Source organism: Pseudomonas sp. PAMC25584 (genome assembly GCF_058135675.1).
Window position 1 is genome coordinate 5587129 of sequence record NZ_CM176870.1, and the last position, 23891, is coordinate 5611019.

General features: G+C 60.9%; 22 protein-coding genes. 14 read left to right on the forward strand and 8 right to left on the reverse strand.

What is annotated here, in order from left to right; translation table 11 throughout:
• Nucleotides 1-189 precede the first annotated feature (189 nt).
• The gene (locus tag ACS5Q8_RS26205; RefSeq protein ID WP_017847801.1) at nt 190-819 is read right to left on the reverse strand and encodes a response regulator; all 630 of its coding nucleotides are present in this window, start codon (nt 817-819) and stop codon (nt 190-192) included.
• Between the two features lie 18 nt (nt 820-837).
• Complete coding sequence (locus tag ACS5Q8_RS26210; protein ID WP_465159567.1) at nt 838-2832, reverse strand: sensor histidine kinase; 1995 nt, start codon at nt 2830-2832, stop codon at nt 838-840.
• A gap of 77 nt (nt 2833-2909) precedes the next feature.
• Here ACS5Q8_RS26210 and ACS5Q8_RS26215 point away from each other — a divergent pair, with 77 nt between their 5' ends.
• Nucleotides 2910-3884, forward strand: coding sequence for an alpha/beta hydrolase family protein (locus ACS5Q8_RS26215; RefSeq protein WP_465159568.1), 975 nt, complete (start codon nt 2910-2912; stop codon nt 3882-3884).
• Between the two features lie 26 nt (nt 3885-3910).
• On the opposite strand, the gene ACS5Q8_RS26220 is transcribed toward ACS5Q8_RS26215, so the two are convergent.
• Genes ACS5Q8_RS26220 through ACS5Q8_RS26230 form a run of 3 tightly spaced genes read right to left on the reverse strand, consistent with a single transcriptional unit; the run spans nt 3911 to nt 6373 of the window.
• Nucleotides 3911-4675, reverse strand: a complete 765-nt coding sequence (locus ACS5Q8_RS26220) for a TerB family tellurite resistance protein (RefSeq protein ID WP_276195131.1) — start codon at nt 4673-4675, stop codon at nt 3911-3913.
• Nucleotide 4676: 1 nt separating this feature from the next.
• Nucleotides 4677-5351: an N-acetylmuramate alpha-1-phosphate uridylyltransferase MurU gene (gene murU, locus ACS5Q8_RS26225; RefSeq protein ID WP_426102344.1), complete on the reverse strand. Its 675-nt coding sequence runs from the start codon at nt 5349-5351 to the stop codon at nt 4677-4679.
• Nucleotides 5348-6373 (reverse strand): aminoglycoside phosphotransferase family protein, encoded by a 1026-nt coding sequence (locus ACS5Q8_RS26230; protein WP_276195133.1) that lies wholly within the window; start codon nt 6371-6373, stop codon nt 5348-5350. The genes murU and ACS5Q8_RS26230 overlap by 4 nt, the downstream gene beginning before the upstream one ends.
• Before the next feature lie 130 nt (nt 6374-6503).
• Here ACS5Q8_RS26230 and ACS5Q8_RS26235 point away from each other — a divergent pair, with 130 nt between their 5' ends.
• The 11 genes from ACS5Q8_RS26235 (at nt 6504) to ACS5Q8_RS26285 (ending at nt 20539) form a co-directional block, all read left to right on the forward strand.
• Nucleotides 6504-9281 carry an LPS-assembly protein LptD gene (locus ACS5Q8_RS26235; RefSeq protein ID WP_276195134.1) on the forward strand — a complete coding sequence of 926 codons (2778 nt, stop codon included), beginning with the start codon at nt 6504-6506 and terminating at the stop codon, nt 9279-9281.
• The gene (locus tag ACS5Q8_RS26240; protein WP_276195135.1) at nt 9256-10596 is read left to right on the forward strand and encodes a peptidylprolyl isomerase; all 1341 of its coding nucleotides are present in this window, start codon (nt 9256-9258) and stop codon (nt 10594-10596) included. Before ACS5Q8_RS26235 ends, ACS5Q8_RS26240 begins: the two co-directional genes overlap by 26 nt.
• Nucleotides 10593-11582 (forward strand): 4-hydroxythreonine-4-phosphate dehydrogenase PdxA, encoded by a 990-nt coding sequence (pdxA, locus tag ACS5Q8_RS26245; protein ID WP_276195136.1) that lies wholly within the window; start codon nt 10593-10595, stop codon nt 11580-11582. Before ACS5Q8_RS26240 ends, pdxA begins: the two co-directional genes overlap by 4 nt.
• Nucleotides 11579-12391 carry a 16S rRNA (adenine(1518)-N(6)/adenine(1519)-N(6))-dimethyltransferase RsmA gene (rsmA, locus tag ACS5Q8_RS26250; RefSeq protein ID WP_017847810.1) on the forward strand — a complete coding sequence of 271 codons (813 nt, stop codon included), beginning with the start codon at nt 11579-11581 and terminating at the stop codon, nt 12389-12391. The genes pdxA and rsmA overlap by 4 nt, the downstream gene beginning before the upstream one ends.
• A 108-nt stretch (nt 12392-12499) precedes the next feature.
• Nucleotides 12500-12880, forward strand: coding sequence for a Co2+/Mg2+ efflux protein ApaG (gene apaG, locus ACS5Q8_RS26255; RefSeq protein ID WP_247395841.1), 381 nt, complete (start codon nt 12500-12502; stop codon nt 12878-12880).
• Nucleotides 12880-13731 (forward strand): symmetrical bis(5'-nucleosyl)-tetraphosphatase, encoded by an 852-nt coding sequence (locus ACS5Q8_RS26260; protein ID WP_465159569.1) that lies wholly within the window; start codon nt 12880-12882, stop codon nt 13729-13731. The genes apaG and ACS5Q8_RS26260 overlap by 1 nt, the downstream gene beginning before the upstream one ends.
• Nucleotides 13732-13764: 33 nt before the next feature.
• Nucleotides 13765-14094, forward strand: coding sequence for a thiosulfate sulfurtransferase GlpE (gene glpE, locus ACS5Q8_RS26265; RefSeq protein ID WP_465159570.1), 330 nt, complete (start codon nt 13765-13767; stop codon nt 14092-14094).
• Between the two features lie 285 nt (nt 14095-14379).
• A complete protein-coding gene (locus tag ACS5Q8_RS26270; RefSeq protein WP_426102332.1) occupies nt 14380-16302 on the forward strand; it encodes a PrkA family serine protein kinase in 1923 nt (640 codons plus the stop codon).
• Nucleotides 16303-16415: 113 nt separating this feature from the next.
• A complete protein-coding gene (locus ACS5Q8_RS26275; protein WP_276195139.1) occupies nt 16416-17687 on the forward strand; it encodes a YeaH/YhbH family protein in 1272 nt (423 codons plus the stop codon).
• On the forward strand, nt 17684-19246 hold the full coding sequence (locus ACS5Q8_RS26280) for a SpoVR family protein (RefSeq protein WP_426102330.1): 1563 nt from the start codon (nt 17684-17686) through the stop codon (nt 19244-19246). The genes ACS5Q8_RS26275 and ACS5Q8_RS26280 overlap by 4 nt, the downstream gene beginning before the upstream one ends.
• A gap of 63 nt (nt 19247-19309) precedes the next feature.
• Nucleotides 19310-20539, forward strand: coding sequence for a multifunctional CCA addition/repair protein (locus ACS5Q8_RS26285; RefSeq protein WP_276195141.1), 1230 nt, complete (start codon nt 19310-19312; stop codon nt 20537-20539).
• Here the strand turns inward: ACS5Q8_RS26285 and folK are convergent.
• Nucleotides 20534-21052, reverse strand: coding sequence for a 2-amino-4-hydroxy-6-hydroxymethyldihydropteridine diphosphokinase (gene folK, locus ACS5Q8_RS26290; protein WP_276195142.1), 519 nt, complete (start codon nt 21050-21052; stop codon nt 20534-20536). The genes ACS5Q8_RS26285 and folK overlap by 6 nt on opposite strands.
• The gene (folB, locus tag ACS5Q8_RS26295) at nt 21043-21396 is read right to left on the reverse strand and encodes a dihydroneopterin aldolase (RefSeq protein WP_026140135.1); all 354 of its coding nucleotides are present in this window, start codon (nt 21394-21396) and stop codon (nt 21043-21045) included. Before folB ends, folK begins: the two co-directional genes overlap by 10 nt.
• A 72-nt stretch (nt 21397-21468) precedes the next feature.
• Between folB and plsY the strand changes: the two genes are divergently transcribed.
• Nucleotides 21469-22038: a glycerol-3-phosphate 1-O-acyltransferase PlsY gene (gene plsY / locus ACS5Q8_RS26300; protein ID WP_025857033.1), complete on the forward strand. Its 570-nt coding sequence runs from the start codon at nt 21469-21471 to the stop codon at nt 22036-22038.
• A 33-nt stretch (nt 22039-22071) separates the two neighbouring features.
• Here the strand turns inward: plsY and tsaD are convergent, their stop codons facing one another.
• The gene (tsaD, locus tag ACS5Q8_RS26305; protein ID WP_247395853.1) at nt 22072-23097 is read right to left on the reverse strand and encodes a tRNA (adenosine(37)-N6)-threonylcarbamoyltransferase complex transferase subunit TsaD; all 1026 of its coding nucleotides are present in this window, start codon (nt 23095-23097) and stop codon (nt 22072-22074) included.
• Between the two features lie 203 nt (nt 23098-23300).
• Here tsaD and rpsU point away from each other — a divergent pair, with 203 nt between their 5' ends.
• A complete protein-coding gene (gene rpsU, locus ACS5Q8_RS26310) occupies nt 23301-23516 on the forward strand; it encodes a 30S ribosomal protein S21 (RefSeq protein WP_002551877.1) in 216 nt (71 codons plus the stop codon).
• The last annotated feature ends 375 nt before the right edge of the window (nt 23517-23891 follow it).

Genomic DNA, 23891 nt, shown 5'->3' on the forward strand with positions numbered 1-23891 from the left:
GCGTAGTCCAGGGACGGGGCCCCGGAAATCGGGGGCCAGGAGAGAATCACATCAGCCGGATGGAAGGTTGTGGGTAGGGCATGCCCTACAGCGATGGCGGGGATAGGACAGAGCCGCTATGAGCGCCAGGCTGCAAGCGGCAAGAACCGGCAACTGTCGCTTTGAAGGGGGTCGCAAACAGGCATGTCGTCAGAGCAGCTTGTGTTCCATGGCGTACTTCACCAGTTCCGCCAGGGAGGTGATATTGAGTTTTTGCATCAGGCGCGCCTTGTGGGTGCTGATGGTCTTGCTGCTCAACGCCAGTTGCTGGGCGATGTCGTTGACGTTGGCGCCCTGGGCCAGGCGCTCGAACACCGAGAACTCGCGCTCCGACAGCAGCGAATGCAAGGGCCGTGAATCGGTCAGGCCGACCTCGAAGACCATGCGGTCGGCCAGGTCCGGGTCGATATAACGACCACCGGCCGCAACCTTGCGAATCGCCATCAGGAGCAGGGCCGGGTCGCTGTCCTTGGTGGCATAACCGGCCGCGCCCACCTTCAAGGCCCGCGCGGCCATCTGCGCTTCATCGTGCATCGACAGCACCAGGATCGCCGGCGGGTTGCTCAGCGCACGAATCCGCGCAATGGCTTCCAGGCCGTTGACGCCAGGCATCGAGATATCCAGCAGCACCACCTCGCAAGGCACATGGCGCAAGGTCTCCAGCAACTGCTCGCCATTGCCCGCCTCGCCCACCACCAGCAGGTCTTTGGCCAGGCCGATCAATTGCTTGATGCCTTCACGCACGATGGTGTGGTCTTCGGCTACCAGTACACGGATCACAGGGGCTTCCTCTTATCGTTATGCATCCAGCGGCACCGTCACACTCAGGGTGGTGCCCTCCCCCAGCTCGCTGTCCAGGCTCAACTGCCCGCCCATGATCAGCACACGCTCACGCATGCCGACCAGGCCAAACGACACCGGGCGACCCTGGGCCTCGACGAAACCGACGCCATCGTCGCTGATGGTCAGCCGCAGTTGCTTGCCCTCCACCGCCAGGGTCAATTCGACAGTATGCGCCTGCGCATGGCGCATCACATTGGTCAGCGCCTCCTGCAGGATACGGAACAGGCCGATGGCCTTGGCATCGCTCAAGGCCGGCAGGTTATCCGGGACTTGCACCAGGCAGGGAATCTGCGTGCGCGCTTCGAAGCGCCGCGCCTGCCACTCGATGGCCGAGGCGATCCCCGCGTCGAGAATTGGCGGGCGCAACGCGGTGGCCACGTCGCGCACCAATTGAAACAGTTGGGCAATCAGGCGCTTCATGCTGTTCAGGCGCTCGTTCAGGCCGGGGTCCAGTTGCGCATAGGCCAACTCGCACATGGAGGTTTCCAGCTTGAGCACGGTGAGCATTTGCCCAAGTTCGTCGTGTACTTCCCGGGCGATGCGCGCCTTTTCTTCTTCGCGCACGGTTTCCAGGTGCGCCGACAGCTCACGCAACTGCGCTTCGCTTTGCAGCAACGCGGCCACATAGCGGCGACGCTCGGTGACGTCATTAAGGTAGACCACCAAGTATTCGCCTTCGGCAAACCGCAGAAAGCTCAACGACACCTCGGCCGGCAGGATGCTGCCGTCTGCGCGCAGGCAGTCGGCGGCGAAGTGCTGCGGGCCGTCTTCACTGTTGCGCGCGCGTTTCCATAGGTTCAGCCAGCGGTCCATGCTCAGGCTCGGGTCGAAATCGGCCAGCGGACGCTCGATCAACGCGCCGGGACCGTAGCCGAGCATGGTTTCCGCCGCCAGGTTGGCGTAGCGCACATGACTGTCCCAATTGACCCAGAGGATGCCGACGGTACTTTGATCGATGGAAAATTGTGTCAGGCGCAGCGCTTCGGCGCCGGCAGCGCGTGCGGCGCTTTCTTCGCGAGCGGCGAGCAGGTTGTGCTCCAGTACTCGTTGCTGGCGACGCTGCCAAAACACTACCGCGAGGCTGGCGAGCAGCAGCAACCCCAACAGCAGGCAGAGGTTTTGCCACAGGCCGGGAGACTCGGATAGACGCGGGTATTTGGGTTGCAGCCAGCGGTTGTGCAACTGGTCCAGATCGCGGGCGGGGATGGCGCGCAACGCGCTTTCCATGATGCCGGACAGTTCCGGCCAGTCGCGGCGGGTCGCCACGCGCAGCAATTGCGGCAGGCCGATATCGCCGACCACCGCCAGCCCGGAAAACTCAGCCTCGCCCGACAACCGGCTCAGTTGCGCCTCATCCACCACGGCATAGCGTGCCTGCTGGCTGACCAGCAACTGCAAGGCCTGGCGTTCCATGGGCACGCCTTGCACGTTAAGGCCGGGATAAGTGCTGCGCAAGTAATCGGCCACGGCGCTGGGCATGCGCACAGCAACGCGGGAATGCTCGTCGAGTTTTTCCAGCTCCACCGCACCGCCGCCCTCACGGACACCGACGATGTGCTGGGGCACGCGCATATACGGGTCCGTGAACAACCACAGACGCAAACCGGCCGGGGTTTGCTGCAGACCGGGAGCAATGTCCACCTCGCCGTCGCGCAGGGCGGCTTCCAGTTGCTCCTGAGTGGGGAAGTTGCGCCACGTCAGCTCGATGTTCAGGGCCTTAGCCAGCCATTGCATCAACTCGACATTGGCCCCCGACAACCGCTGCAGACGCCGATCGTATTGCGCATACGGCGCCTGCAAGACCAGGCCCACCCGCAATTCCGGGTGCTGCGCCAGCCATTCGCGTTGCGGCACAGTGAGCTGCGCTTGCGCCGCGACAGGCGCAGGCGCCGCCCCCGCCATCAAGGCAAAGCACATACAGCCGATAACCAGCAGACAGCGAAAACCCATGATCCACGTCTCACATCACTGACAAATACTGACCAACCCATTAGGCTGCTGGAATCACTTCTGGCCGGGAATAAACGATGCCACCTCGAAACCGTTCGGCACTGCCAGCATTGTGCCTGTCACTCCTCTTTACCGCCGTCTTTTCTGCCCAGGCCGCCGACGCGCCTGCGCCGGCAGCCGAAAAACCGCTCGAACGCCTGCCCCTGCCGGAGCGTAGCCAGGAAGAAGCCAGCGCCCTCGAGCGCCAAATCCCACGGGAAGAACAGCAACAGTTGCAGGCCGGCAGCGATTCATTCCTGGCCCTGTGGAAACCGGCCAACAGCGCCGAAGCCGAAGGCGTGGTGATTATCGTCCCAGGCGCGGGTGAAAATGCTGACTCGCCGCAAGCAATTGCGCCATTGCGGCGTAAATTGCCGGATGCCGGTTGGAGCACCCTCAGCCTATCGCTGCCGGACGTGAACCTGGACACGTTGCCGCCACGGGTGATCGAGGCGCCCAAGGCTGCCGTCGACACCAGCAGCAAAGACGGCAGCACCGCCGCAAAACCGATCGAGCAAGCCGCCAGCGCAGAAGCCGAAGGCACCGACCCGGCCGTGGTGCCGGGCGCGGATGAACAGGACAAGACCGATGCCAAGCGCATCTTCGAGCGCATCGATGCCGCCGTCGCTTTCGCCCAGACCCAAGGCGCCCGCAGCGTCGTGCTGCTCGGCCATGGCAGCGGCGCCTGGTGGGCCGCGCGTTACCTGAGCGAGAAACAACCGAGCCAGGTGCAGAAGCTGGTGATGGTTGCGGGCAAGGCACCTGTAGGTCGCCAACCGGACCTGCAACAACTCGCCCCGGGTTTGAAAGTGCCCACGGCGGATGTCTTCTACCAGGACGCCGCCCAGGACCGAGACACCGCACGGGAACGCGCCCAGGCCGCCAAACGTTTGAAGAATAACGGCTACAAGCAGGTGTCACTCAAGACCGTGCCCGGTAACAGTGCAGCCGAGCATGAGCAGCTGTATCGACGGGTTCGCGGGTGGTTGAGCCCCGAGCCCAAAGACAGCTGATCGCCCGCGCCAAAACGGGGCGACTATCAGAAATCCCGCCGCTCGCGAATCAACGTATAGGCGTTATGCAGTTCGCGGGTTCGCTCGGTGGCCTCAAGCACTTGCGCCGGGCTGGCACCGGTGCCGGCGATTTTGTCCGGGTGATGGCGGCTGAGCAGGCGGCGATAGGCGTGCTTGATCACCGACGGTTCGGTGGTGGTGGTCACCCCCAGAATCCGCAACGCCTCCTGATACGCTGCGCCACGGCTGGCCACTGGCTTGCGCTCCGGCGCGTAATCGGCGGCCAGCGCCTGAAGCTGTTGTGGTGTCCAGCCCAACCACTTGCCCCACAGGCTGATCAAGTCGCGCTCGGCATCATCCGCACGGCCATCCGCCCAAGCCATCCGCCAACAGGCGCGCAATACGCCTTCTGCCGCGTGGGGCTGGGACTTGAGGACGCGCAGGTAGGCACGCACCCGGTCAGAACCGGATTTACCGCGATTGAACGCCGTAATCGCGCGGCGCTGGGCCGGCTCCGTCATGTCCAGCGCACGCATTTCCTGGCGTGCCTGCTGGATATGCCCGTCCACCACGCGGCCATTGCTTTTGGCCAGGCGGCCCAGCAGCACAAACAACAGTTCGTCATTGCGCAACGCCGGGCGCCCGCCCAGGCGCTCACGCAATTGTGCCCAGCTTTGCAGTTGCAGGCGGCGATCCAGCGCCTGCCCCAGCAAGGCGCCCAACAAGCCACCCGGAATACTGGCAATGGCGAAGCCAGCCCCGGCGCCGATCAGCGTCCCTGGCCACAACATCTTAGCGCCCCGCTGTCAGCAGGGTTTCGACTTGCGCCAGGCGCTCTAGCGTGCCGACATCAATCCAGCGTCCCGTCATGTGTTCCCCCGTTACCTGCCCTTTCGCCATCGCCGCGCGCAACAACGGCGCCAGCTTGAAAGCACCGGCGCTGCAACCCGCGAACAATTTGGGGTCGAGCACTGAAATGCCACTGAAGGTCAGGTTATCGGCACCGGGCGCTGCATCATGAAGCACGCCATGATCCAGGTAGAAATCTCCGCCCGAGGGGTGATGCGCCGGGTTATCGACCATCACCAAGTGGGCCAGGCCCTGGAGGGGGCGCTGGAGCTGGGCGAAGTCGTAGTCGGTCCAGATATCGCCATTGACCACCACAAAGGGCTCACCCCCCAGCAACGACAATGCCTGGAAAATCCCGCCGCCGGTTTCCAAAGGCTCGCCCTCGGGGGAGTAGCGGATGCGCAGACCAAACTGCGCACCGTCGCCCAAATAGCTTTCGATCTGCTGGCCGAGCCAGGCATGGTTGATCACGATATCGCTGAAACCGGCCCTGGCCAGCGCTTCCAGGTGGTACTCGATCAGGCGTTTGCCGCCCGCCTGCACCAGCGGCTTGGGCGTGTGCAAGGTGAGCGGACGCATCCGCTCGCCTTTGCCGGCCGCCAGGATCATCGCCTTCATACGCTCGCCTCGGCGGGTTCGCGCAGGCTGGCCAACAGTTCAGCCAGTTCGCCCAGCTCCGGGCGGTCCGCCAGCACCGCTTCTATATAGGCAAAGAAGCGCGGCACGTCGGCCAGGTAGCGTGGCTTGCCGTCGCGGTGGCAAATGCGCGCGAAGATACCGATCACCTTGAGGTGACGCTGCACGCCCATCAGGTCGCAGGCGCGCTGGAAGTCGTCGAAATCCGCCTGCACCGGGATGCCCAGCGTCGCGGCGCGCTCCCAGTAGCCGCGCTGCCATTCGCGCACGCGGGCCTGGGGCCAGCTGAGGAACGCGTCCTTGAACAGGCAAGTGATGTCGTAGGTCACCGGGCCATAGACCGCGTCCTGGAAGTCCAGCACGCCGGGGTTGGGCTCGCTGATCATCAGGTTGCGCGGCATGTAGTCGCGGTGTACCAGCACTTTCGGCTGGGCCAGGGCGCTGTCGATCAGGCGCTCGCTGACACGCTGCCAGAGCGCCTGCTGGTGCGCGTCGAATTCGATACCCAGGTGGCGGCGCGCGTACCATTCGGGGAAGAGTTCCAGCTCGCGGCGCAGTAAAGCGACGTCATAGCTGGGCAGCGGCGCGTGCATCGGCAACTGCTGAAAAGCCAGCAAGGCGTCGATGGCATCGGCAAACAATTGATCGGCATTTTGCTCGTCAATCACGTCCAGGTAGGTTTTTCTGCCCAGGTCGTTGAGCAAAAGAAAGCCGCGCGGCAAATCTTCTGCATAAATTTTTGGCACATTTATTCCGGATTTCGCCAACAAATCGGCGATATCGACGAAAGGTTTGCAGTTTTCCTGGGGGGGTGGAGCGTCCATCACCACGAAAGTATGCGCCCCGCCTTCCCAGCGGAAGTAGCGCCTGAAACTCGCGTCACTACTGGCCGCGGTCAATGTGGCCGGGGGTACGACGCCCCAGTCCTGAGCGTTGAAGAGGATCGGCAACTGCTCATCCAGCCAGACTTTCAGCTGTTGTAAACGTAGATCTTGCTCGGGCATTACAAGGGTCTCCGACGGCGCTAGCCGTCAAGCGGGTCATGCTTTATTATCACGCATCTTTTTCAGACCATCGAGAGGCGTGCGGCCCACACCGCGGGCAGATGGCACGCAGGAAGCCCGGACTAATAAGATGGCATTGAAATCCCCCGCGTTTCGTAGAAAATTTCCGTTGCTGGTAACCGGCAGTCTGCTGGCCATGCAACCTTTCGCCACCTCATTCGTGGTCGCCGCGGAACAGTATGACTGCTCAGTCTCTGCTTCGGGTGCCTGGGATTGCGCGCCGAAAACCGCCGCCGCCCCATTGCCACCGCGCCCGGTGCATGACGGTGCAGCCGTCAGCTCGGCCAACGGCACGGCGCAAGCCAACGCTGAAGGCAGCACCGAGGCCGAGCCGAAGACCATGCTGGTCACCGAAGCCAAGGGCCGTGGCCTGCGTTCGCGCAGCGCCGACTACAGCCACCTGGACTGGGTGCCCCGCGAGAAGCTGACCGCCGCCCAACTGGCTGAAACCGGCCCTTATTGCTCCGGCGCGTACATCGAGCCGACTCGTCCTGGCATGAACGACAAGACGAACCAGAGCGATGCACCGACCTTCATCGGCGCCAAGGCTTCGCGTTACGAGCAGGAACAACAGGTCGCGACCCTGGCCGGTGACGTCGTCATGCGCCAGGGCAGCATGCAGCTGGAGTCTGAGGAAGCCAGCCTGTACCAGGCCGAAAACCGTGGCGAGCTGAACGGCAATGTCCGTCTGCGCGACAACGGCGCCCTGATCGTCGGCGACCACGCCCAGGTCCAGCTCGATACCGGCGCGGCGCAGATCGACAACGCCGAATACGTGATGCACAAGTCACGCGTGCGCGGTAACGCGCTGTACGCCAAGCGCGCCGAAAACGCGATCATCCGTCTCAAGGACGGTACGTACACCACCTGCGAGCCAGACAGCAACGCCTGGCAGCTCAAGGGCAACAACATCACGTTGAACCCGGCCACCGGTTTCGGTACTGCCACCAACGCGACGTTGCGGATCAAGAACATCCCGATCCTGTACACCCCTTACATCTATTTCCCGATCGACAACCGTCGTCAATCCGGCTTCCTGCCGCCGAGCTTCAGCACCGGCAGCGAGACTGGCTTTACGCTGGTGACGCCTTACTACTTCAACCTGGCACCGAACTACGACGCCACGTTGTACCCGCAATACATGACCAAACGCGGCTTGTTGATGGAAGGCGAATTCCGCTACCTCACCAAATCCAGCGAAGGCCAGTTCGGCGGCGCGTACCTGAACGACGACAGCGACGAACGCAGCAAGCAGACCGATTACGAAAAAACGCGCTATATGCTCAATTGGCAGCATAAGGGCGGGCTGGATTCGCGTCTGACGACTCAGGTGGATTACACCAAGATCAGCGATCCTTACTACTTCCAGGATTTGAAGTCGTATGAAGAAGGGGTTCAGAGTCGCGATTTCCTGAACCAGCAAGGGTCTGTGGCTTATCGAGGCGATTCTTACCAAGCGCGCTTGAACGTCCAGGCTTATCAGTTGGCAACGATCTCTCAGATCACGCCATATGATCGGTTGCCTCAGATCACTTTCAATGGTGCGCTGCCGTACCATCCGGGCGGGTTGAATTTTACCTACGAGACCGAAGCGGTTCGCTTTGAACGCAGCCTCGAAAACGGCACGTTTACCGATCAGAATGGCGTAGAGTCGGCTCGACTGGACACATACGTCACAGGCCTGACCCGTGCAAACGGTACGCGTTTGAACGCGGCCCCCGCCGTCGACTACCCGATGAACTGGACCTACGGTTTTATTACGCCGAAGTTGAAGTACGTCTATACCAAGTACGACCTCGACCTTGACGGTACCGGCAAGACGCAAATGGCTGCAGCCGGTCAGACGTTCAAAAGTTCGCAAGACCGCGCCGTGCCAATCGCCAGCGTCGACAGCGGCCTGTACTTCGACCGCAACACCAACTGGTTCGGCAAAGACTATCGCCAAACCCTCGAACCGCGTGCGTTCTACCTTTATGTGCCAAATAAAGACCAGAGCGACATCCCGGTTTTCGACACCAGCGAATACTCGTTCAGCTACGCCTCGCTCTTCCGTGACAACCGCTTCAGCGGCACCGACCGGATCGGCGATGAGAACAAACTGTCCCTGGGTGTTACTAGCCGCTGGATCGAAGAAAACGGCTTCGAACGCCAACGCGTCAGCGTCGGCCAGGCTTTGTACTTCAAGGACCGCGAAGTTCAACTGCCGGGTATCGTGGCAGCCGACCGCGCCGATGCGCAGTCGAACGTATCGCCCATCGCCCTGGACTACGAGTTCCGCTTCAACCGCGACTGGCGCGCCACTGCCGATTACAACTGGGACACTGAAAGCCACGCCCCACGTTCCGGCAGCGCGATGTTCCACTACCAGCCGGAAGACAACCCGAACAAGGTCGTCAACCTCGGTTATCGCTATCGCAATGACCAGGTGGTCTACAACCAGCTGACCGGCAAATGGCAGTTTGGCGGCGACTACGGCACTCCTGGTACAGATAACTACGTGAAGGATTACTACAAAATCCAACAACACGACTTCTCGATGATGTGGCCGATCATTCCCCAGTGGAACCTGATCACCCGCTGGCAGTACGATTACGCCCGCAACCGTACCCTGGAAGCCTTCGGTGGTTTCGAGTACGACAACTGCTGCTGGAAACTGCGCGTCATCAACCGTTACTGGGTTTCCAACGACGAATACAGCCAGATCGCCCCGCTTAACGAAAAGGGTGACCACGGGCTCTTCCTCCAGATCGTCCTCAAAGGACTCGGCGGCCTGACCGGCGCCAAGGTAGAGAGCTTCCTCGACAAAGGCATTCAAGGTTATCGTGAACGTGAAGATCAAGCTTTCTGATTGTCTGCGCCCGCTCGTGCTGGGCGCGCTGTTCCTGGGTACCGTATCGGCGCATGCCGCGGTTCAACAGCTGGATAAGGTCGTGGCCATCGTCGATAACGACGTGATCATGCAGAGCCAACTGGACCAACGGGTCAAGGAAGTTCAGCAAACCATCGCCAAGCGTGGCGGTGGCGTGCCGCCTACCAGCGTCCTGGACCAACAGGTCCTAGAGCGCCTGATCGTCGAAAACCTGCAGTTGCAGATCGGCGACCGTTCCGGCATCCGTATTTCGGACGAAGAACTGAACCAGGCCGTCGGCACCATCGCGCAACGCAACAACATGAGCATCGATCAATTCCGCGCCGCCCTGGCCCACGATGGCCTGTCCTATGAGGACGCACGTGACCAGATCCGCCGCGAAATGATCATCAGCCGTGTGCGTCAGCGCCGTGTGGCCGAGCGAGTTCAGGTCTCCGAGCAGGAAGTGAAGAACTTCCTCGCATCGGACCTGGGCAAGATGCAGCTCTCCGAAGAACTGCACCTGGCCAACATCCTGATCCCGACACCGGACAGCGCCAACTCCGAGCAGCTCAATGCCGCCGCCGCCAAAACCCAGGCGATCTATGATCGCCTGAAGGGCGGTGCTGACTTTGCTCAAATGGCCATTGCCCAGTCCGGCAGCGACAACGCCTTGGAAGGCGGCGATATGGGCTGGCGCAAAGCCGCTCAATTGCCACCTCCGTTTGACCGTGAACTGAGTGCCATGGAAGTGGGCGGCATTACCCAGCCAGCCCGTACCCCTGGCGGCTTCATCATCCTCAAGCTGCTGGAACGTCGTGGCGGCGAAACCTCGCTGAAAGACGAAGTACATGTTCGTCACATCCTGGTTAAACCAAACGAAATCCGCACCGAAGCGCAAACCAAGGAACTGGCCCAGAAGATCTATGACCGCATCGAAAGCGGCGAAGACTTTGCCACCCTGGCCAAAAGTTTCTCGGAAGACCCAGGCTCTGCCCTCAACGGCGGCGACCTCAACTGGATCGACCCGAAAGCGCTGGTGCCGGAGTTCCAGGAAGTGATGGCCAAGACCCCGCAAGGCGTACTGTCCAAACCCTTCAAGACTCAATATGGCTGGCATGTACTGGAAGTCCTTGGCCGCCGCGCCACCGACAACACCAGCCAGGCCCGCGAACAGCAAGCCCTGACCGTGCTGCGCAACCGCAAGTACGATGAAGAGCTGCAAACCTGGTTGCGTCAGATCCGTGACGAAGCCTACGTTGAAAACAAACTGCCAGGCGCCGAGCAAACAGGCACCAACCAGGCAAACCAGTGAAACCCCAGCGTTTCGCAGTCACACCCGGCGAGCCGGCCGGCATTGGTCCAGACCTGTGCCTGCTGCTCGCCTCGCAACCCCAGCCACATCCCCTGATCGTCATTACCAGCCGCGACCTGCTCCTTGAGCGGGCCGCGCAACTGGGCGTGTCCGTCAAGTTGCTGGACGTTGCGCCGGGTAACTGGCCCGACCTGCCAGCCCCTGCGGGCAGCCTGTATGTGTGGGATACCCCGCTGCTGGCCAAGGTGGTCACCGGGCAACTGAACAAGGCCAATGCGGCCTTTGTGCTGGAAACCCTGACCCGCGCCGGACAAGGCTGCCTCGACGGCGACTTCGCCGGCATGATCACTGCCCCCGTACACAAGGGCGTGATCAACGAATCCGGTATCGCCTTTTCCGGCCATACCGAATTCCTCGCCGAACTGACCCACACCGCCCAAGTCGTGATGATGCTGGCCACGCATGGCCTACGCGTCGCCCTGGTGACCACACACTTGCCGCTGCGCGATGTGGCCGATGCCATCACCGTCGAGCGTCTGGAGCGCGTCACGCGCATCCTGCACGCCGACCTGCAACAAAAATTCGGCATCGCCCAACCGCGCATCCTGGTCTGTGGGCTCAACCCTCACGCCGGTGAAGGCGGCCACTTGGGCCATGAAGAAATCGACATCATCGAACCCACCCTGGAGCGTCTGCGCCAAGACGGCATGGACCTGCGCGGCCCATTGCCTGCGGACACTCTGTTTACCCCCAAATATCTGGAGCACTGCGACGCAGTGCTGGCGATGTACCATGACCAAGGGCTGCCCGTGCTGAAATACAAAGGCTTCGGCGCCGCAGTCAACGTGACATTGGGCCTGCCGATCATCCGTACTTCCGTCGACCATGGCACCGCCCTGGACCTGGCAGGCAGCGGCAAGATCGACACCGGCAGCCTGCGCGTGGCCCTGGAAACCGCCTATCAGATGGCCGAGACCCGTATATGACCGAGCATTACCAACACCGGGCGCGCAAGCGCTTCGGGCAAAACTTCCTGCACGACGCTGGCGTGATTGACCGCATCCTGCGCTCCATCCACGCCAAGCCCGAAGACCGCCTGCTGGAAATCGGCCCGGGCCAGGGCGCACTGACCCAAGGCCTGCTGGCCAGCGGCGCTCAACTGGACGTGGTTGAACTCGATAAAGACCTGATCCCGATCCTCAACCAGCAGTTTGGCGGCAAGTCCAATTTCATCCTGCACCAGGGCGATGCGCTGAAGTTCGACTTCACCAGCCTCAATGCCGCGCCCAACAGCCTGCGGGTCGTGGGCAACCTGCCGTACAACATCTCCACGCCGCTGATCTTTCACCTGCTGAACAACGCCGGGATCATCCGCGACATGCACTTCATGTTGCAGAAAGAAGTGGTTGAGCGCCTGGCTGCCGGCCCGGGCGGCGGTGATTGGGGCCGTCTGTCGATCATGGTTCAGTACCACTGCCGCGTCGAACACCTGTTCAACGTTGGCCCGGGCGCGTTCAACCCGCCGCCGAAGGTCGATTCGGCCATCGTGCGCCTGGTGCCCCACGCCGTGCTCCCGCACCCGGCCAAGGATCACAAACTGTTGGAGCGCGTCGTGCGCGAAGCCTTCAACCAGCGCCGCAAGACCCTGCGCAATACGCTCAAAGCGCTGTTGAGCAACGCCGAGATCGAAGCCGCCGGCGTCGACGGCAGCCTGCGTCCGGAACAACTGGACCTGGCCGCGTTCGTGCGCCTGGCCGACCAGCTTGCGATCCAGCCGCCACCCGTCGCGGACTGAAGCCCGACCCTGCACCCGGCCAGACAGCATGTCTGGCCTAGTGCACACCTCTTGGCCTAGACTGACCCGCATCTGCTGTCCTCCGCTTTTGCTTTTAAGGCCTCTTGCATGTCCGATCCTCGCTACCAGATCGACGTCAGCGTCGTTACCCGCTTCCTGGCGGACCAATCGCAACCCGAACACAACCGTTTCGCCTTTGCCTACACCGTCACGGTGAAAAACAACGGGCTGGTGCCGGCCAAGCTGCTGTCACGCCACTGGGTGATCACCGACGGTGACGGTCAAGTGGAGGAAGTGCGTGGTGCCGGCGTTGTCGGCCAGCAACCGCTGATCGATAGCGGTGCCAGCCATACCTACAGCAGCGGCACGGTGATGACGTCCAAGGTCGGCACCATGCAAGGCTCGTATCAGATGAAAGCCACCGACGGCAAACTGTTCGACGCGATCATCCAGCCATTTCGTCTCGCCGTGCCCGGAGCCCTGCACTGATGGCAACCTATGCGGTCGGCGACCTGCAAGGCTGCCTGGAACCCCTCAAGTGCCTGCTCGAACGCGTGGCCTTCGACCCGGCGAACGATCGCCTGTGGCTGGTGGGCGACCTGGTCAATCGTGGCCCCGAATCCCTGGAGACCCTGCGCTACTTATATGGCCTGCGCGATTCCCTGGTGTGCGTACTGGGCAACCACGACCTGCACCTGCTGGCGGCTGGCAGTAACATCGAGCGTCTGAAAAAGGGCGATACCCTGCGGGAAATCCTCGAAGCGCCGGACCGAGTCGACCTGCTGGACTGGCTGCGCAGGCAAAAGATCATGCACTACGACGAGCACCGCGACATGGTGCTGGTCCACGCCGGTATTCCACCGCAGTGGACGCTGAAAAAAGCCCTCAAGTGCGCTGCCGAAGTCGAAAGCGCCATGGCCGATGACAACCGGTACATCGCCTACCTCGAGGGCATGTACGGCAATGAGCCAGTGAAATGGGACAACGAGCTGACGGGCGTCGCGCGCCTGCGCGTGATCACCAACTATTTCACACGTATGCGCTTCTGCACCGCCGACGGCAAGCTGGACCTCAAGAGCAAGGAAGGCGCCGACACCGCGCTGCCCGGCTACAAGCCGTGGTTCGCCCACAAGGAACGCAAGACCCGCGACACGAAGATCATCTTCGGTCACTGGGCGGCCCTCGAAGGCAAATGCGATGAACCCGGCGTGTTCGCCCTCGACACCGGCTGCGTGTGGGGCGGCGCCATGACCCTGATGAACATCGACACCGGCGAGCGCCTGACCTGCCAGTGCCCCTCCCCTATTCCCCTTACCCCGACGGTCGCCGCGAAGCGCTAGACGCCGCGTGCCGCCAAGCCCAAGGAGCCCGCCATGAGCGAATTCAAACGTATCCCACCCGAACAAGCCCAGTCCCTGCGCGAACAAGGCGCGGTGGTGGTGGACATTCGTGACCCCCAGACCTACGCCCTGAACCACATCAAAGGCGCACGACACCTGGACAATCACAACATCGCCGACTTCATCCGCGCCGCCGACCTCGACGCGCCCGTGATCGTGGCCTGCTACCACGGCAACTCCAGCCAGAGCGCGGCCGCCTATCTCATCAGCCAAGGCTTCTCCGACGTCTATAGTCTGGACGGCGGCTTTGAGCTGTGGCGCACGACCTATCCTGCAGAAATTGCCTCTGACGATTTGCTATAATTTTTTTCACCCCCCGCTATCCCGCGTGACGCTTGGGCTTGCGCCGTTTCTGACGAACGGCGCAGTCAAACTAATTGTGTATCACGCCTTTACCTCGCAGATTCCGAACTATCCTTAAGCGCAGGCCATCCGAATCAGGGGAGAGCCGGTACACCGGCGTGCGGGTCATCGGTAGCGTTATAGGGTGTTCTGGGGGGAAAACGGCCATTGGCGATCGTCAATGACTGCCAGCATCGACTGATTGATCCGGCGTCGGCTCCACGTATCGAGCGAGGTGACGACGTCATGAGTATCTTTAGCCACTTCCAACAACGCTTCGAGTCCACACAGCAGGAAGAACTCACGCTGCAAGAGTATCTCGAGCTGTGCAAAAGCGACCGCAGCACCTACGCGTCTGCCGCCGAACGCTTGTTACTGGCAATTGGCGAGCCGCAGTTGGTGGACACCGCCAATAACTCGCGCCTGTCGCGAATCTTCTCGAACAAGGTGATCCGCCGCTACCCGGCCTTTGAAGACTTCCACGGCATGGAAGAGTGCATCGACCAGATCGTCTCCTACTTCCGGCACGCCGCCCAAGGCCTGGAAGAGAAGAAACAGATCCTCTACCTGCTCGGTCCTGTTGGCGGCGGTAAATCGTCCCTGGCCGAAAAACTCAAACAACTGATCGAGAAGGTGCCCTTCTACGCCATCAAGGGCTCACCGGTCTTCGAGTCGCCCCTGGGCCTGTTCAACGCCACGGAAGATGGCGCGATTCTCGAAGAAGACTTCGGCATCCCACGGCGCTATCTCAACACCATCATGTCGCCGTGGGCCACCAAACGCCTGTCCGAGTTCGGCGGTGACATCAGCCAGTTCCGCGTGGTGAAACTCTACCCGTCGATCCTCAACCAGATCGGCGTGGCCAAGACCGAGCCGGGCGACGAGAACAACCAGGACATCTCGGCGCTGGTGGGTAAAGTCGATATCCGCAAACTGGAAGAATTCCCACAGAACGACGCCGACGCCTACAGCTACTCGGGCGCACTGTGCCGGGCCAACCAGGGCCTGATGGAATTCGTGGAGATGTTCAAGGCCCCGATCAAGGTGCTGCACCCACTGCTCACCGCCACCCAGGAAGGCAACTACAACAGTACCGAAGGCCTTGGCGCGATTCCGTTCACCGGGATTTTGCTGGCCCACTCCAACGAATCGGAATGGCACACCTTCCGCAACAACAAGAACAACGAAGCCTTCATCGACCGGATCTACATCGTCAAGGTGCCGTATTGCCTGCGGGTCAGCGATGAAATCAAGATCTACGACAAGCTGCTGTTCAACAGCGCCCTGGCCAAAGCCCATTGCGCGCCCGACACCTTGAAGATGCTCGCGCAGTTCACTGTGCTGTCGCGCCTCAAGGAGCCGGAAAACTCGAATATCTACTCGAAGATGCGTGTGTACGACGGCGAAAACCTGAAGGACACCGATCCCAAGGCCAAGTCTATCCAGGAATACCGCGACACCGCCGGCGTGGATGAGGGCATGAACGGCCTGTCGACGCGCTTCGCGTTCAAGATCCTGTCCAAAGTGTTTAACTTCGACCCTCACGAGATCGCCGCCAACCCGGTCCACTTGCTCTATGTGCTGGAACAGCAGATCGAACAGGAACAGTTCCAGGCCGAGACCCGCGAACGCTACCTGCGCTTCCTCAAGGAATACCTGGCGCCGCGCTATATCGAGTTTATCGGCAAGGAAATCCAGACAGCGTACCTGGAGTCCTACAGCGAGTACGGCCAGAACATCTTCGACCGCTACGTGCTGTATGCCGACTTCTGGATTCAGGACCAGGAATACCGCGACCCCGAAACCGGCGAAATCCTCAACCGTGTGGCCCTCAACGAGGAACTGGAAAAGATCGAAAAACCGGCCGGCATTAGCAATCCGAAGGATTTTCGCAACGAAATCGTCAACTTCGTGCTGCGCGCCCGCGCCAACAACAATGGCAAGAACCCCACCTGGCTCAGCTACGAGAAGCTGCGGGTGGTCATCGAGAAGAAAATGTTCTCCAACACCGAGGATCTGCTGCCGGTCATCAGCTTCAACGCCAAAGCCAGCAAGGAGGATCAGCAAAAACACAACGACTTCGTTACACGGATGGTCGAGCGTGGCTACACCGACAAACAGGTACGGCTGCTCTCCGAGTGGTATCTGCGGGTGCGCAAATCGCAGTAAGGCAGCGACAGGTGTGCAATGCCAGGCCCATGGCCTGGCAGGCGACCGCTTGTCTCTAAGCTTCCAGCTCGCGGCTTGAAGCTTGTAACGTGAAGCTGCCCGGAGGGCTCCCCATGAGCTATGTGATCGACCGACGCCTCAATGGCAAGAACAAGAGCACGGTAAACCGTCAACGTTTCCTGCGGCGTTACCGTGACCACATCAAAAAGGCCGTTGAAGAGGCCGTCAGCCGCCGCTCCATCACCGACATGGAGCATGGCGAACAAATCAGCATTCCCGGACGCGACATCGACGAACCGGTGCTGCACCACGGCCGGGGCGGCAAGCAGACTGTCGTGCATCCGGGCAACAAGGAATTCACCACCGGCGAACATATCCCGCGCCCCCAAGGCGGTGGCGGCGGCAAGGGCCCCGGCAAGGCGGGTAACTCCGGCGAAGGCATGGATGAGTTCGTGTTCCAGATCACCCAAGAAGAATTCCTCGAGTTCATGTTCGAAGACCTAGAGCTGCCCAACCTGGTCAAGCGCAACCTGACCGGCACCGACACGTTCAAGACCGTGCGCGCCGGGATCAGCAATGAAGGCAACCCTTCGCGAATCAACATTATCCGCACCCTGCGTTCGGCTCATGCCCGGCGTATCGCCCTGTCCGGCAGCAGCCGCGCCAAACTGAGAGAGGCCAAGGAAGAGTTGGAGCGCATGAAGCGCGAAGAGCCGGACAACTTCGGCGATATCCAGGCAATCGAGGCGGAAATCGAGAAACTCAGCGCGCGCATACACCGCGTGCCGTTCCTCGACACCTTCGACTTGAAATACAACTTGCTGGTCAAACAACCCAACCCAAGCTCCAAGGCGGTGATGTTCTGCCTGATGGACGTGTCTGGCTCCATGACCCAGGCCACCAAAGACATCGCCAAGCGCTTTTTCATCCTGCTGTACCTGTTCCTCAAGCGAAACTACGACAAGATCGATGTGGTCTTCATCCGCCACCACACCAGCGCCCGGGAAGTCGACGAAGAAGAGTTCTTCTACTCGCGGGAAACCGGCGGCACCATCGTCTCCAGCGCGTTGAAACTGATGCAGGAAATCATGGCCGAGCGCTACCCGGCCAACGATTGGAATATCTACGCAGCGCAGGCCTCCGACGGCGACAACTGGAACGACGACTCGCCGATCTGCCGGGATATCTTGATCAACCAGATCATGCCATTCGTGCAGTACTACACGTATGTCGAGATCACTCCTCGTGAGCATCAGGCGCTGTGGTTCGAATACGAGCGCATCGGCGAAGCCTTCGCCGATACATTCGCCCAGCAGCAATTGGTCTCGGCCGGCGATATCTACCCGGTCTTCCGTGAACTCTTCCAGCGCAGGTTAGTGACATGACCGCCAAAGAGCAGAAACGCCAACCCATTTCCACCGGGTCCGAGTGGACCTTTGAACTGATCCAGGCCTACGACCGGGAAATCAGCCGTATCGCGGCCGGTTATGCCCTGGACACCTACCCCAACCAGATCGAAGTGATCACCGCCGAACAGATGATGGACGCCTACGCCTCGGTCGGCATGCCCCTGGGCTACCACCATTGGTCCTACGGCAAACACTTCCTCAGCACTGAGAAGTCCTACAGCCGCGGCCAGATGGGCCTGGCCTACGAGATCGTCATCAACTCCGACCCGTGCATTGCCTACCTGATGGAAGAAAACACCATCTGCATGCAGGCACTGGTGGTGGCTCATGCCTGCTACGGGCATAACAGTTTCTTTAAGGGCAACTACCTGTTTCGCACGTGGACCGACGCCAGTTCCATCATCGATTACCTGGTGTTTGCCAAGCAGTACATCATGCAGTGCGAGGAGCGCCACGGCATCGATGCGGTGGAAGACTTACTCGACTCCTGCCATGCCCTGATGAACTACGGCGTCGATCGCTACAAACGCCCTTACCCGATTTCCGCGGAAGAAGAACGCCTGCGCCAGAAGGAGCGAGAAGAACACCTGCAGAAGCAGATCAATGACCTATGGCGTACCATTCCCAAACGCGCCGGCAAAAACAACGACAAGGACAATGCACGCTTCCCCGCCGAACCTCAGGAAAACATCCTTTATTTCCTGGAAAAACACGCGCCGCTGCTAGAGCCTTGGCAACGGGAAATCGTACGCATCGTGCGTAAGATCGCCCAGTACTTTTACCCACAGCGCCAGACCCAAGTGATGAACGAAGGCTGGGCAACGTTCTGGCACTACACCCTGATCAACGATCTGTACGACGAAGGCCTGGTCACCGACGGCTTCATGATGGAGTTCCTCACTTCCCACACCAGCGTGGTGTTGCAACCTGGCTTTGACAGCCCGTATTACAGCGGCATCAACCCCTATGCGCTGGGCTTTGCCATGTACCGCGACATCCGGCGCATGTGCGAACACCCCACCGAAGAAGACCGCCACTGGTTCCCGGAAATCGCCGGCACCGACTGGCTTTCCACCATCAAGTTCGCCATGAGCAGCTTCAAGGATGAGAGTTTCATCCTGCAATACCTGTCGCCCAAGGTGATTCGCGACCTCAAGCTGTTCAGCATCCTCGATGACGACCTCAAGGACGACCTCACGGTGCCGGCCATCCACGACGAGCCCGGCTACCGCACCATCCGCGAAACCCTGGCGGCGCAATACAACCTGGGTAACCGCGAGCCCAACGTGCAGATCTACAGCATCGATGTGCGCGGCGACCGCTCGCTGACCCTGCGTCACCAGCAGCACGACCGCAAACCCCTGGGCGAGTCCACTGAGGAAGTGCTCAAGCACCTGCATCGGCTGTGGGGGTTCGATATCCACCTGGAAACCCTGCAGGGCGATCAGGTGATGAAAACCCACCACGTACCGCCGCGCAGCGATCACAACGACAACGATTACGGCCGCCTGGACCTGGCCGTCGTTCATCTCTGAAACGGCAAAGCCTCCATTGGCCGGACACAGGCGTTATCCTGTGCGGCTAATGGAGGCTTTTTCATGAAAATCTACACAGTCGGCGGCGCGGTGCGTGATCGCCTTCTCGGCATCAAAGTCACCGATATCGACCGCGTCGTCGTCGGCGCAACGACCGAGGAAATGCTCGCCAAGGGCTACAAACCGGTGGGCGCGGACTTCCCGGTATTCCTCGACCCGAAAAACGGCGACGAGTACGCCCTCGCCCGTACCGAGCGCAAGAGCGGCCGGGGCTATGGCGGCTTTGTGTTTCACGCCAGCCCCGAAGTTACGCTGGAAGAAGACCTGATCCGCCGCGACCTGACCATCAACGCCATGGCAGAGGACGACGACGGCAGGCTGACCGACCCCTATCACGGCCAACGCGACCTTGAAGCACGCATTTTACGCCACGTTTCCCCGGCGTTCGCCGAAGATCCCCTGCGTGTATTGCGGGTTGCGCGTTTTGCTGCGCGCTACGCCCACCTGGGTTTTACGGTAGCCCCGCAAACCCTGGACCTGATGCGTCAACTCAGCGAATCCGGTGAACTGCAAGCCTTGACGCCAGAGCGCAACTGGAAAGAGATTTCCCGCGCCCTGATGGAAGATCAACCCCAGGTGTTCATCCAGGTGCTGCGCGATTGCGCCGCCCTGAAAACCTTGATGCCGGAAGTCGACGCACTGTTTGGCGTGCCGCAGCCCGCAGCCCATCACCCCGAGATCGACACCGGCGTTCACACCTTGAGCGTGCTCGAACAGGCCGCCGTGCATCATCAGCCCCTGACGGTGCGCTGGGCCTGCCTGCTGCATGACGTCGGCAAAGGCCTGACGCCTGTGGATAAGTTGCCGCAGCATATTGCCCACGAGCAGCGCGGCCTGAAGCTGATCAAAGCGGTCAATGAACGCTTCAAGGCGCCCAAGGACTGCCAGGAACTGGCGCTGCTGGTGGGCCAATACCACACCCATGGTCATCGCGCGCTGGAGCTGAAAGCCTCGACATTGCTGGAGTTGCTGCAGAGTTTTGACGTTTACCGTCGGCCGCAGCGTTTTGAAGAGTTTGTGGTCGCCTGCGAGATGGACGCACGAGGTCGCACAGGCTTCGAGCAACGCAGTTATCCACAGGCTGATTATTTGCGCGGCGCCGCAAAGGCCGCGCGCGAGGTCGCGGTGGCGCCGTTGCTGGAAAAGGGCTTTAAAGGCCCCGAACTGGGCGAGGCCCTGAAGCGCGAACGGCTCAAGACATTGAAAGCCTACAAGAACCAACACGCCCTATAGGAGCGTGCTGGGTGTAAGTTGCTGGCCCTGCCATTCGAATCCGACGGGCGCCAGCACCTGATCGATCTGCGCATCCCGCCACAGCTCAGCCAGCGTCTTGCCCACTTCAGGGTGTACGCGATCCGGCGCCATCATCGACAGCGGCCACAGCACGAAGGCATTTTTCAGGATTTCTGCACGCGGCAGGACCAGGCCATCGAAGTTACCCACCAGGTCACCGTACAACAGCACATCGATATCCAGCGGCAGGCCTTTGCGATCCGGCGCATAGCGGCCATTGTCCGCCTCAATGGATTTCAACCGGCGATCCAGCTCCATCAACGACAGATCGGTGAAAGCCGACACCACCAGGTTGAAGAACGGCCCGCTCTTGATGCCCACCGGCTGGCTCTCGAACACCGCCGAGCAGCGCACGTCGATCAAGAAGCCCGCCAGCGCATCCAGGCCCGCACGCAGATGGGGCTCGCGCTCCATATTGCTGCCAAGACCCAGGTAAATCTGAGTTAGCGACATCCGCGCTCGATCTCCACGCCCACGCCCTTGGCGGCCGGCACGGCCCCCGGCTTGGTCAATTTGAGGTGCAGCCAGGGAATCTGGAATTCACTCATCAGCACTTCGGCCAGACGCTCGGCAAAGGTTTCCACCAACTGGTATTGCGACTGCTCGGCAAAGGCCTGGATGCGCGCGGACACACTGGCGTAATCCAGCGCCAGAGTGAGGTCGTCACCCGCGGCGGCCGGGCGGTTGTCCCAGGCGAAACTCAGGTCCAGGCGCAGGCATTGCTTGATGCCGCGCTCCCAGTCGTAGGCCCCGATCACGGTGTCGACTTCCAGGCCTTCGATAAACACTCTGTCCAAGCTCTTCTCCGCAGCACGACAAGGGCGCGATGCCCCGTTAGAATCAGGGCGTCCTCGCCCGGAATAGTTAGCATGTTTTGGTCACTGGCGATTCTCGCCTACCTGCTCGGCTCGCTGTCCTTCGCCATTTTGCTCAGCCGCCTGACGGGAAATCCCGACCCGCGAATGAGTGGCTCAGGCAATGCCGGCGCCACCAACATGTTGCGCCTGGCCGGCAAGAAGCTCGCCGTCCTGACGCTGCTGGGCGACGTCTGCAAGGGCCTGCTGCCCGTACTGATCGCCAGCCTCGCCGGCCTTACCCTGCAACAGCAAGCCTGGATTGGCGTATGCGCCGTCCTCGGCCATCTGTTTCCGCTGTACTTTCGTTTTCGCGGCGGCAAGGGTGTCGCCACGGCGGCCGGCATGCTGCTGGGGATTTACCCTCCGGCAGCGCTGCTGGCGGTGCTCGCCTGGCTGCTGACGTTCTACCTGACCCGCACCAGCTCGCTGGCCGCACTGATCGCCACGCCGCTCACCCTGCCGTTGCTGGCCTGGCAGGAACCGGCGGCGCTGTTGCCGATGAGCGTGCTGACCCTGCTGATCGTCTGGCGCCATCGCGGCAATTTACGCGACCTGTTTGCCGGGCGCGAACGGCATTTTTAAATCCCGCCGATGAATCCCGCTCACCTTGAGCGCTCACAACGGTGACAACTGCTCCATCGGCCAGCGTGCCTGTACGCTGATCGCCAGGCTTTCGTGCTGACCGGCCTGCAGGCGCTGGCACCCGGCATAAGCGATCATCGCGCCGTTGTCAGTGCAGAACTCGGGGCGCGCATAAAACACATCGCCCTTCATGTCGCCGAGCATTTTTTCCAGGGACGCGCGCAAAGCCTTGTTGGCGCTGACGCCGCCTGCGATCACCAGGCGCTGCATGCCCGCCTGTTTCAGGGCACGCTTGCACTTGATGGTCAAAGTCTCCACCACGGCCTGCTGGAACGCCAGCGCGATGTCGCAACGGGCTTGCTCACTGTCGTCCCCGGCGCTGACGCTGTGCTGCCAGGTATTCAACGCGGAGGTTTTCAAGCCGCTGAAGCTGAACATCAGGCCCGGGCGATCACACATCGGCCGCGGGAAGGTGAAGCGGCCGGCGACCCCCTTTTCAGCCAGGCGCGCGATTTCCGGACCGCCGGGATAATTGAGGCCCATCATCTTCGCGGTCTTGTCGAATGCTTCACCGGCGGCATCATCCAGGGACTCGCCCAACAGCGTGTATTGACCGATCCCATCGACCTGAACCAGCTGCGTATGCCCCCCCGAAACCAACAAAGCGACGAACGGGAACTGCGGCGGTGTTTTTTCCAGCATCGGCGCCAACAGATGGCCTTCCATATGGTGTACGCCGAGGGCCGGAATATCCCAGGCAAATGCCAGCGCTTGGGCGCAAGAAGCCCCAACCAGCAGGGCTCCGACCAATCCTGGGCCGGCGGTGTAGGCGATCGCATCGATCTCGGTCGGCACGCAGCCGGCCTCGTCGAGCACCTGGCGAATCAACGGCAGCATGCGCTTGACGTGATCACGGCTGGCAAGCTCCGGCACCACGCCGCCATAGGCACGGTGCAGGTCGATCTGACTGAACAGTGCATCGGCCAAAAGCCCGCGTTCACTGTCGTAAAGTGCGACACCGGTTTCGTCGCAGGAGGTTTCAAGTCCCAGTACTAGCATGGGTTTGCGCCTTGTAGAGGCTGAATTCGAAGGCGCGCATAATAGTCGCCACACCCCCTCCCGACTAGCGGTTTTCGATCAGAGGCTTTGCATTCCTGGCAATGAGGGGTTAACATCCGCAACCCTTAAAAACCGACGACCTCAGCCGCGAATTTTTTGCGACGAGAACGTTGATTCCCGGTAATGAAAGAAGGTAGCTCTGGATGCCAGCCGTCAAAGTAAAAGAGAACGAACCCTTCGACGTAGCTCTGCGTCGTTTCAAGCGCTCCTGCGAAAAAGCCGGTGTTCTGGCTGAAGTTCGTAGCCGCGAATTTTACGAGAAGCCAACTTCTGAGCGTAAGCGTAAAGCAGCAGCCGCTGTTAAGCGTCACGCCAAGAAAGTTCAGCGCGAGCAGCGCCGCGCCGTTCGTCTGTACTAATACACAGACGTTCGTAGCAAGCTTCTGCCAAGCCCGGCCCTCAGCCGGGCTGTTGGCATTTGCGGATATCGCTTGATGCTTCATCGTCGACGCCGCACACGCGACCGAGACACAGCTTCACACGTCAGGACTGGCTCTTCTGCCAGCGGTGCGCGTCTCTTCTGACGAGCCTAACAAGGCTACTGACGAGCACACTTAATTTCTTCAAGCAGACGATCGACTGTGTCGGCTGTGCCCATCGATGCGCTTCCGAGGCCTGCCATTGGCCTAAACCGGACGCCGGGGCGACATTTCTTCGCCGAACAGACTGAATAGAAATTAACGTCAGTGAATGTTCGGCAGATACACTTCCTGACAGCCCAAGCAGACGATTGA

Bases quoted from the DNA above. Each gene is read 5' to 3' on its own strand.
- ACS5Q8_RS26210 (WP_465159567.1), bottom strand. From the start codon at position 2,832: ATGGGTTTTCGCTGTCTGCTGGTTATCGGCTGTATGTGCTTTGCCTTG.
- tsaD (WP_247395853.1), bottom strand. From the start codon at position 23,097: ATGCTAGTACTGGGACTTGAAACCTCCTGCGACGAAACCGGTGTCGCA.
- ACS5Q8_RS26215 (WP_465159568.1), top strand. From the start codon at position 2,910: ATGCCACCTCGAAACCGTTCGGCACTGCCAGCATTGTGCCTGTCACTC.
- ACS5Q8_RS26285 (WP_276195141.1), top strand. From the start codon at position 19,310: ATGAAAATCTACACAGTCGGCGGCGCGGTGCGTGATCGCCTTCTCGGC.
- rpsU (WP_002551877.1), top strand. From the start codon at position 23,301: ATGCCAGCCGTCAAAGTAAAAGAGAACGAACCCTTCGACGTAGCTCTG.
- plsY (WP_025857033.1), top strand. From the start codon at position 21,469: ATGTTTTGGTCACTGGCGATTCTCGCCTACCTGCTCGGCTCGCTGTCC.
- ACS5Q8_RS26270 (WP_426102332.1), top strand. From the start codon at position 14,380: ATGAGTATCTTTAGCCACTTCCAACAACGCTTCGAGTCCACACAGCAG.
- murU (WP_426102344.1), bottom strand. From the start codon at position 5,351: ATGAAGGCGATGATCCTGGCGGCCGGCAAAGGCGAGCGGATGCGTCCG.
- ACS5Q8_RS26275 (WP_276195139.1), top strand. From the start codon at position 16,416: ATGAGCTATGTGATCGACCGACGCCTCAATGGCAAGAACAAGAGCACG.
- ACS5Q8_RS26220 (WP_276195131.1), bottom strand. From the start codon at position 4,675: ATGTTGTGGCCAGGGACGCTGATCGGCGCCGGGGCTGGCTTCGCCATT.
- glpE (WP_465159570.1), top strand. From the start codon at position 13,765: ATGAGCGAATTCAAACGTATCCCACCCGAACAAGCCCAGTCCCTGCGC.
- ACS5Q8_RS26230 (WP_276195133.1), bottom strand. From the start codon at position 6,373: ATGCCCGAGCAAGATCTACGTTTACAACAGCTGAAAGTCTGGCTGGAT.
- apaG (WP_247395841.1), top strand. From the start codon at position 12,500: ATGTCCGATCCTCGCTACCAGATCGACGTCAGCGTCGTTACCCGCTTC.
- ACS5Q8_RS26260 (WP_465159569.1), top strand. From the start codon at position 12,880: ATGGCAACCTATGCGGTCGGCGACCTGCAAGGCTGCCTGGAACCCCTC.
- folK (WP_276195142.1), bottom strand. From the start codon at position 21,052: ATGTCGCTAACTCAGATTTACCTGGGTCTTGGCAGCAATATGGAGCGC.
- ACS5Q8_RS26280 (WP_426102330.1), top strand. From the start codon at position 17,684: ATGACCGCCAAAGAGCAGAAACGCCAACCCATTTCCACCGGGTCCGAG.
- rsmA (WP_017847810.1), top strand. From the start codon at position 11,579: ATGACCGAGCATTACCAACACCGGGCGCGCAAGCGCTTCGGGCAAAAC.
- ACS5Q8_RS26235 (WP_276195134.1), top strand. From the start codon at position 6,504: ATGGCATTGAAATCCCCCGCGTTTCGTAGAAAATTTCCGTTGCTGGTA.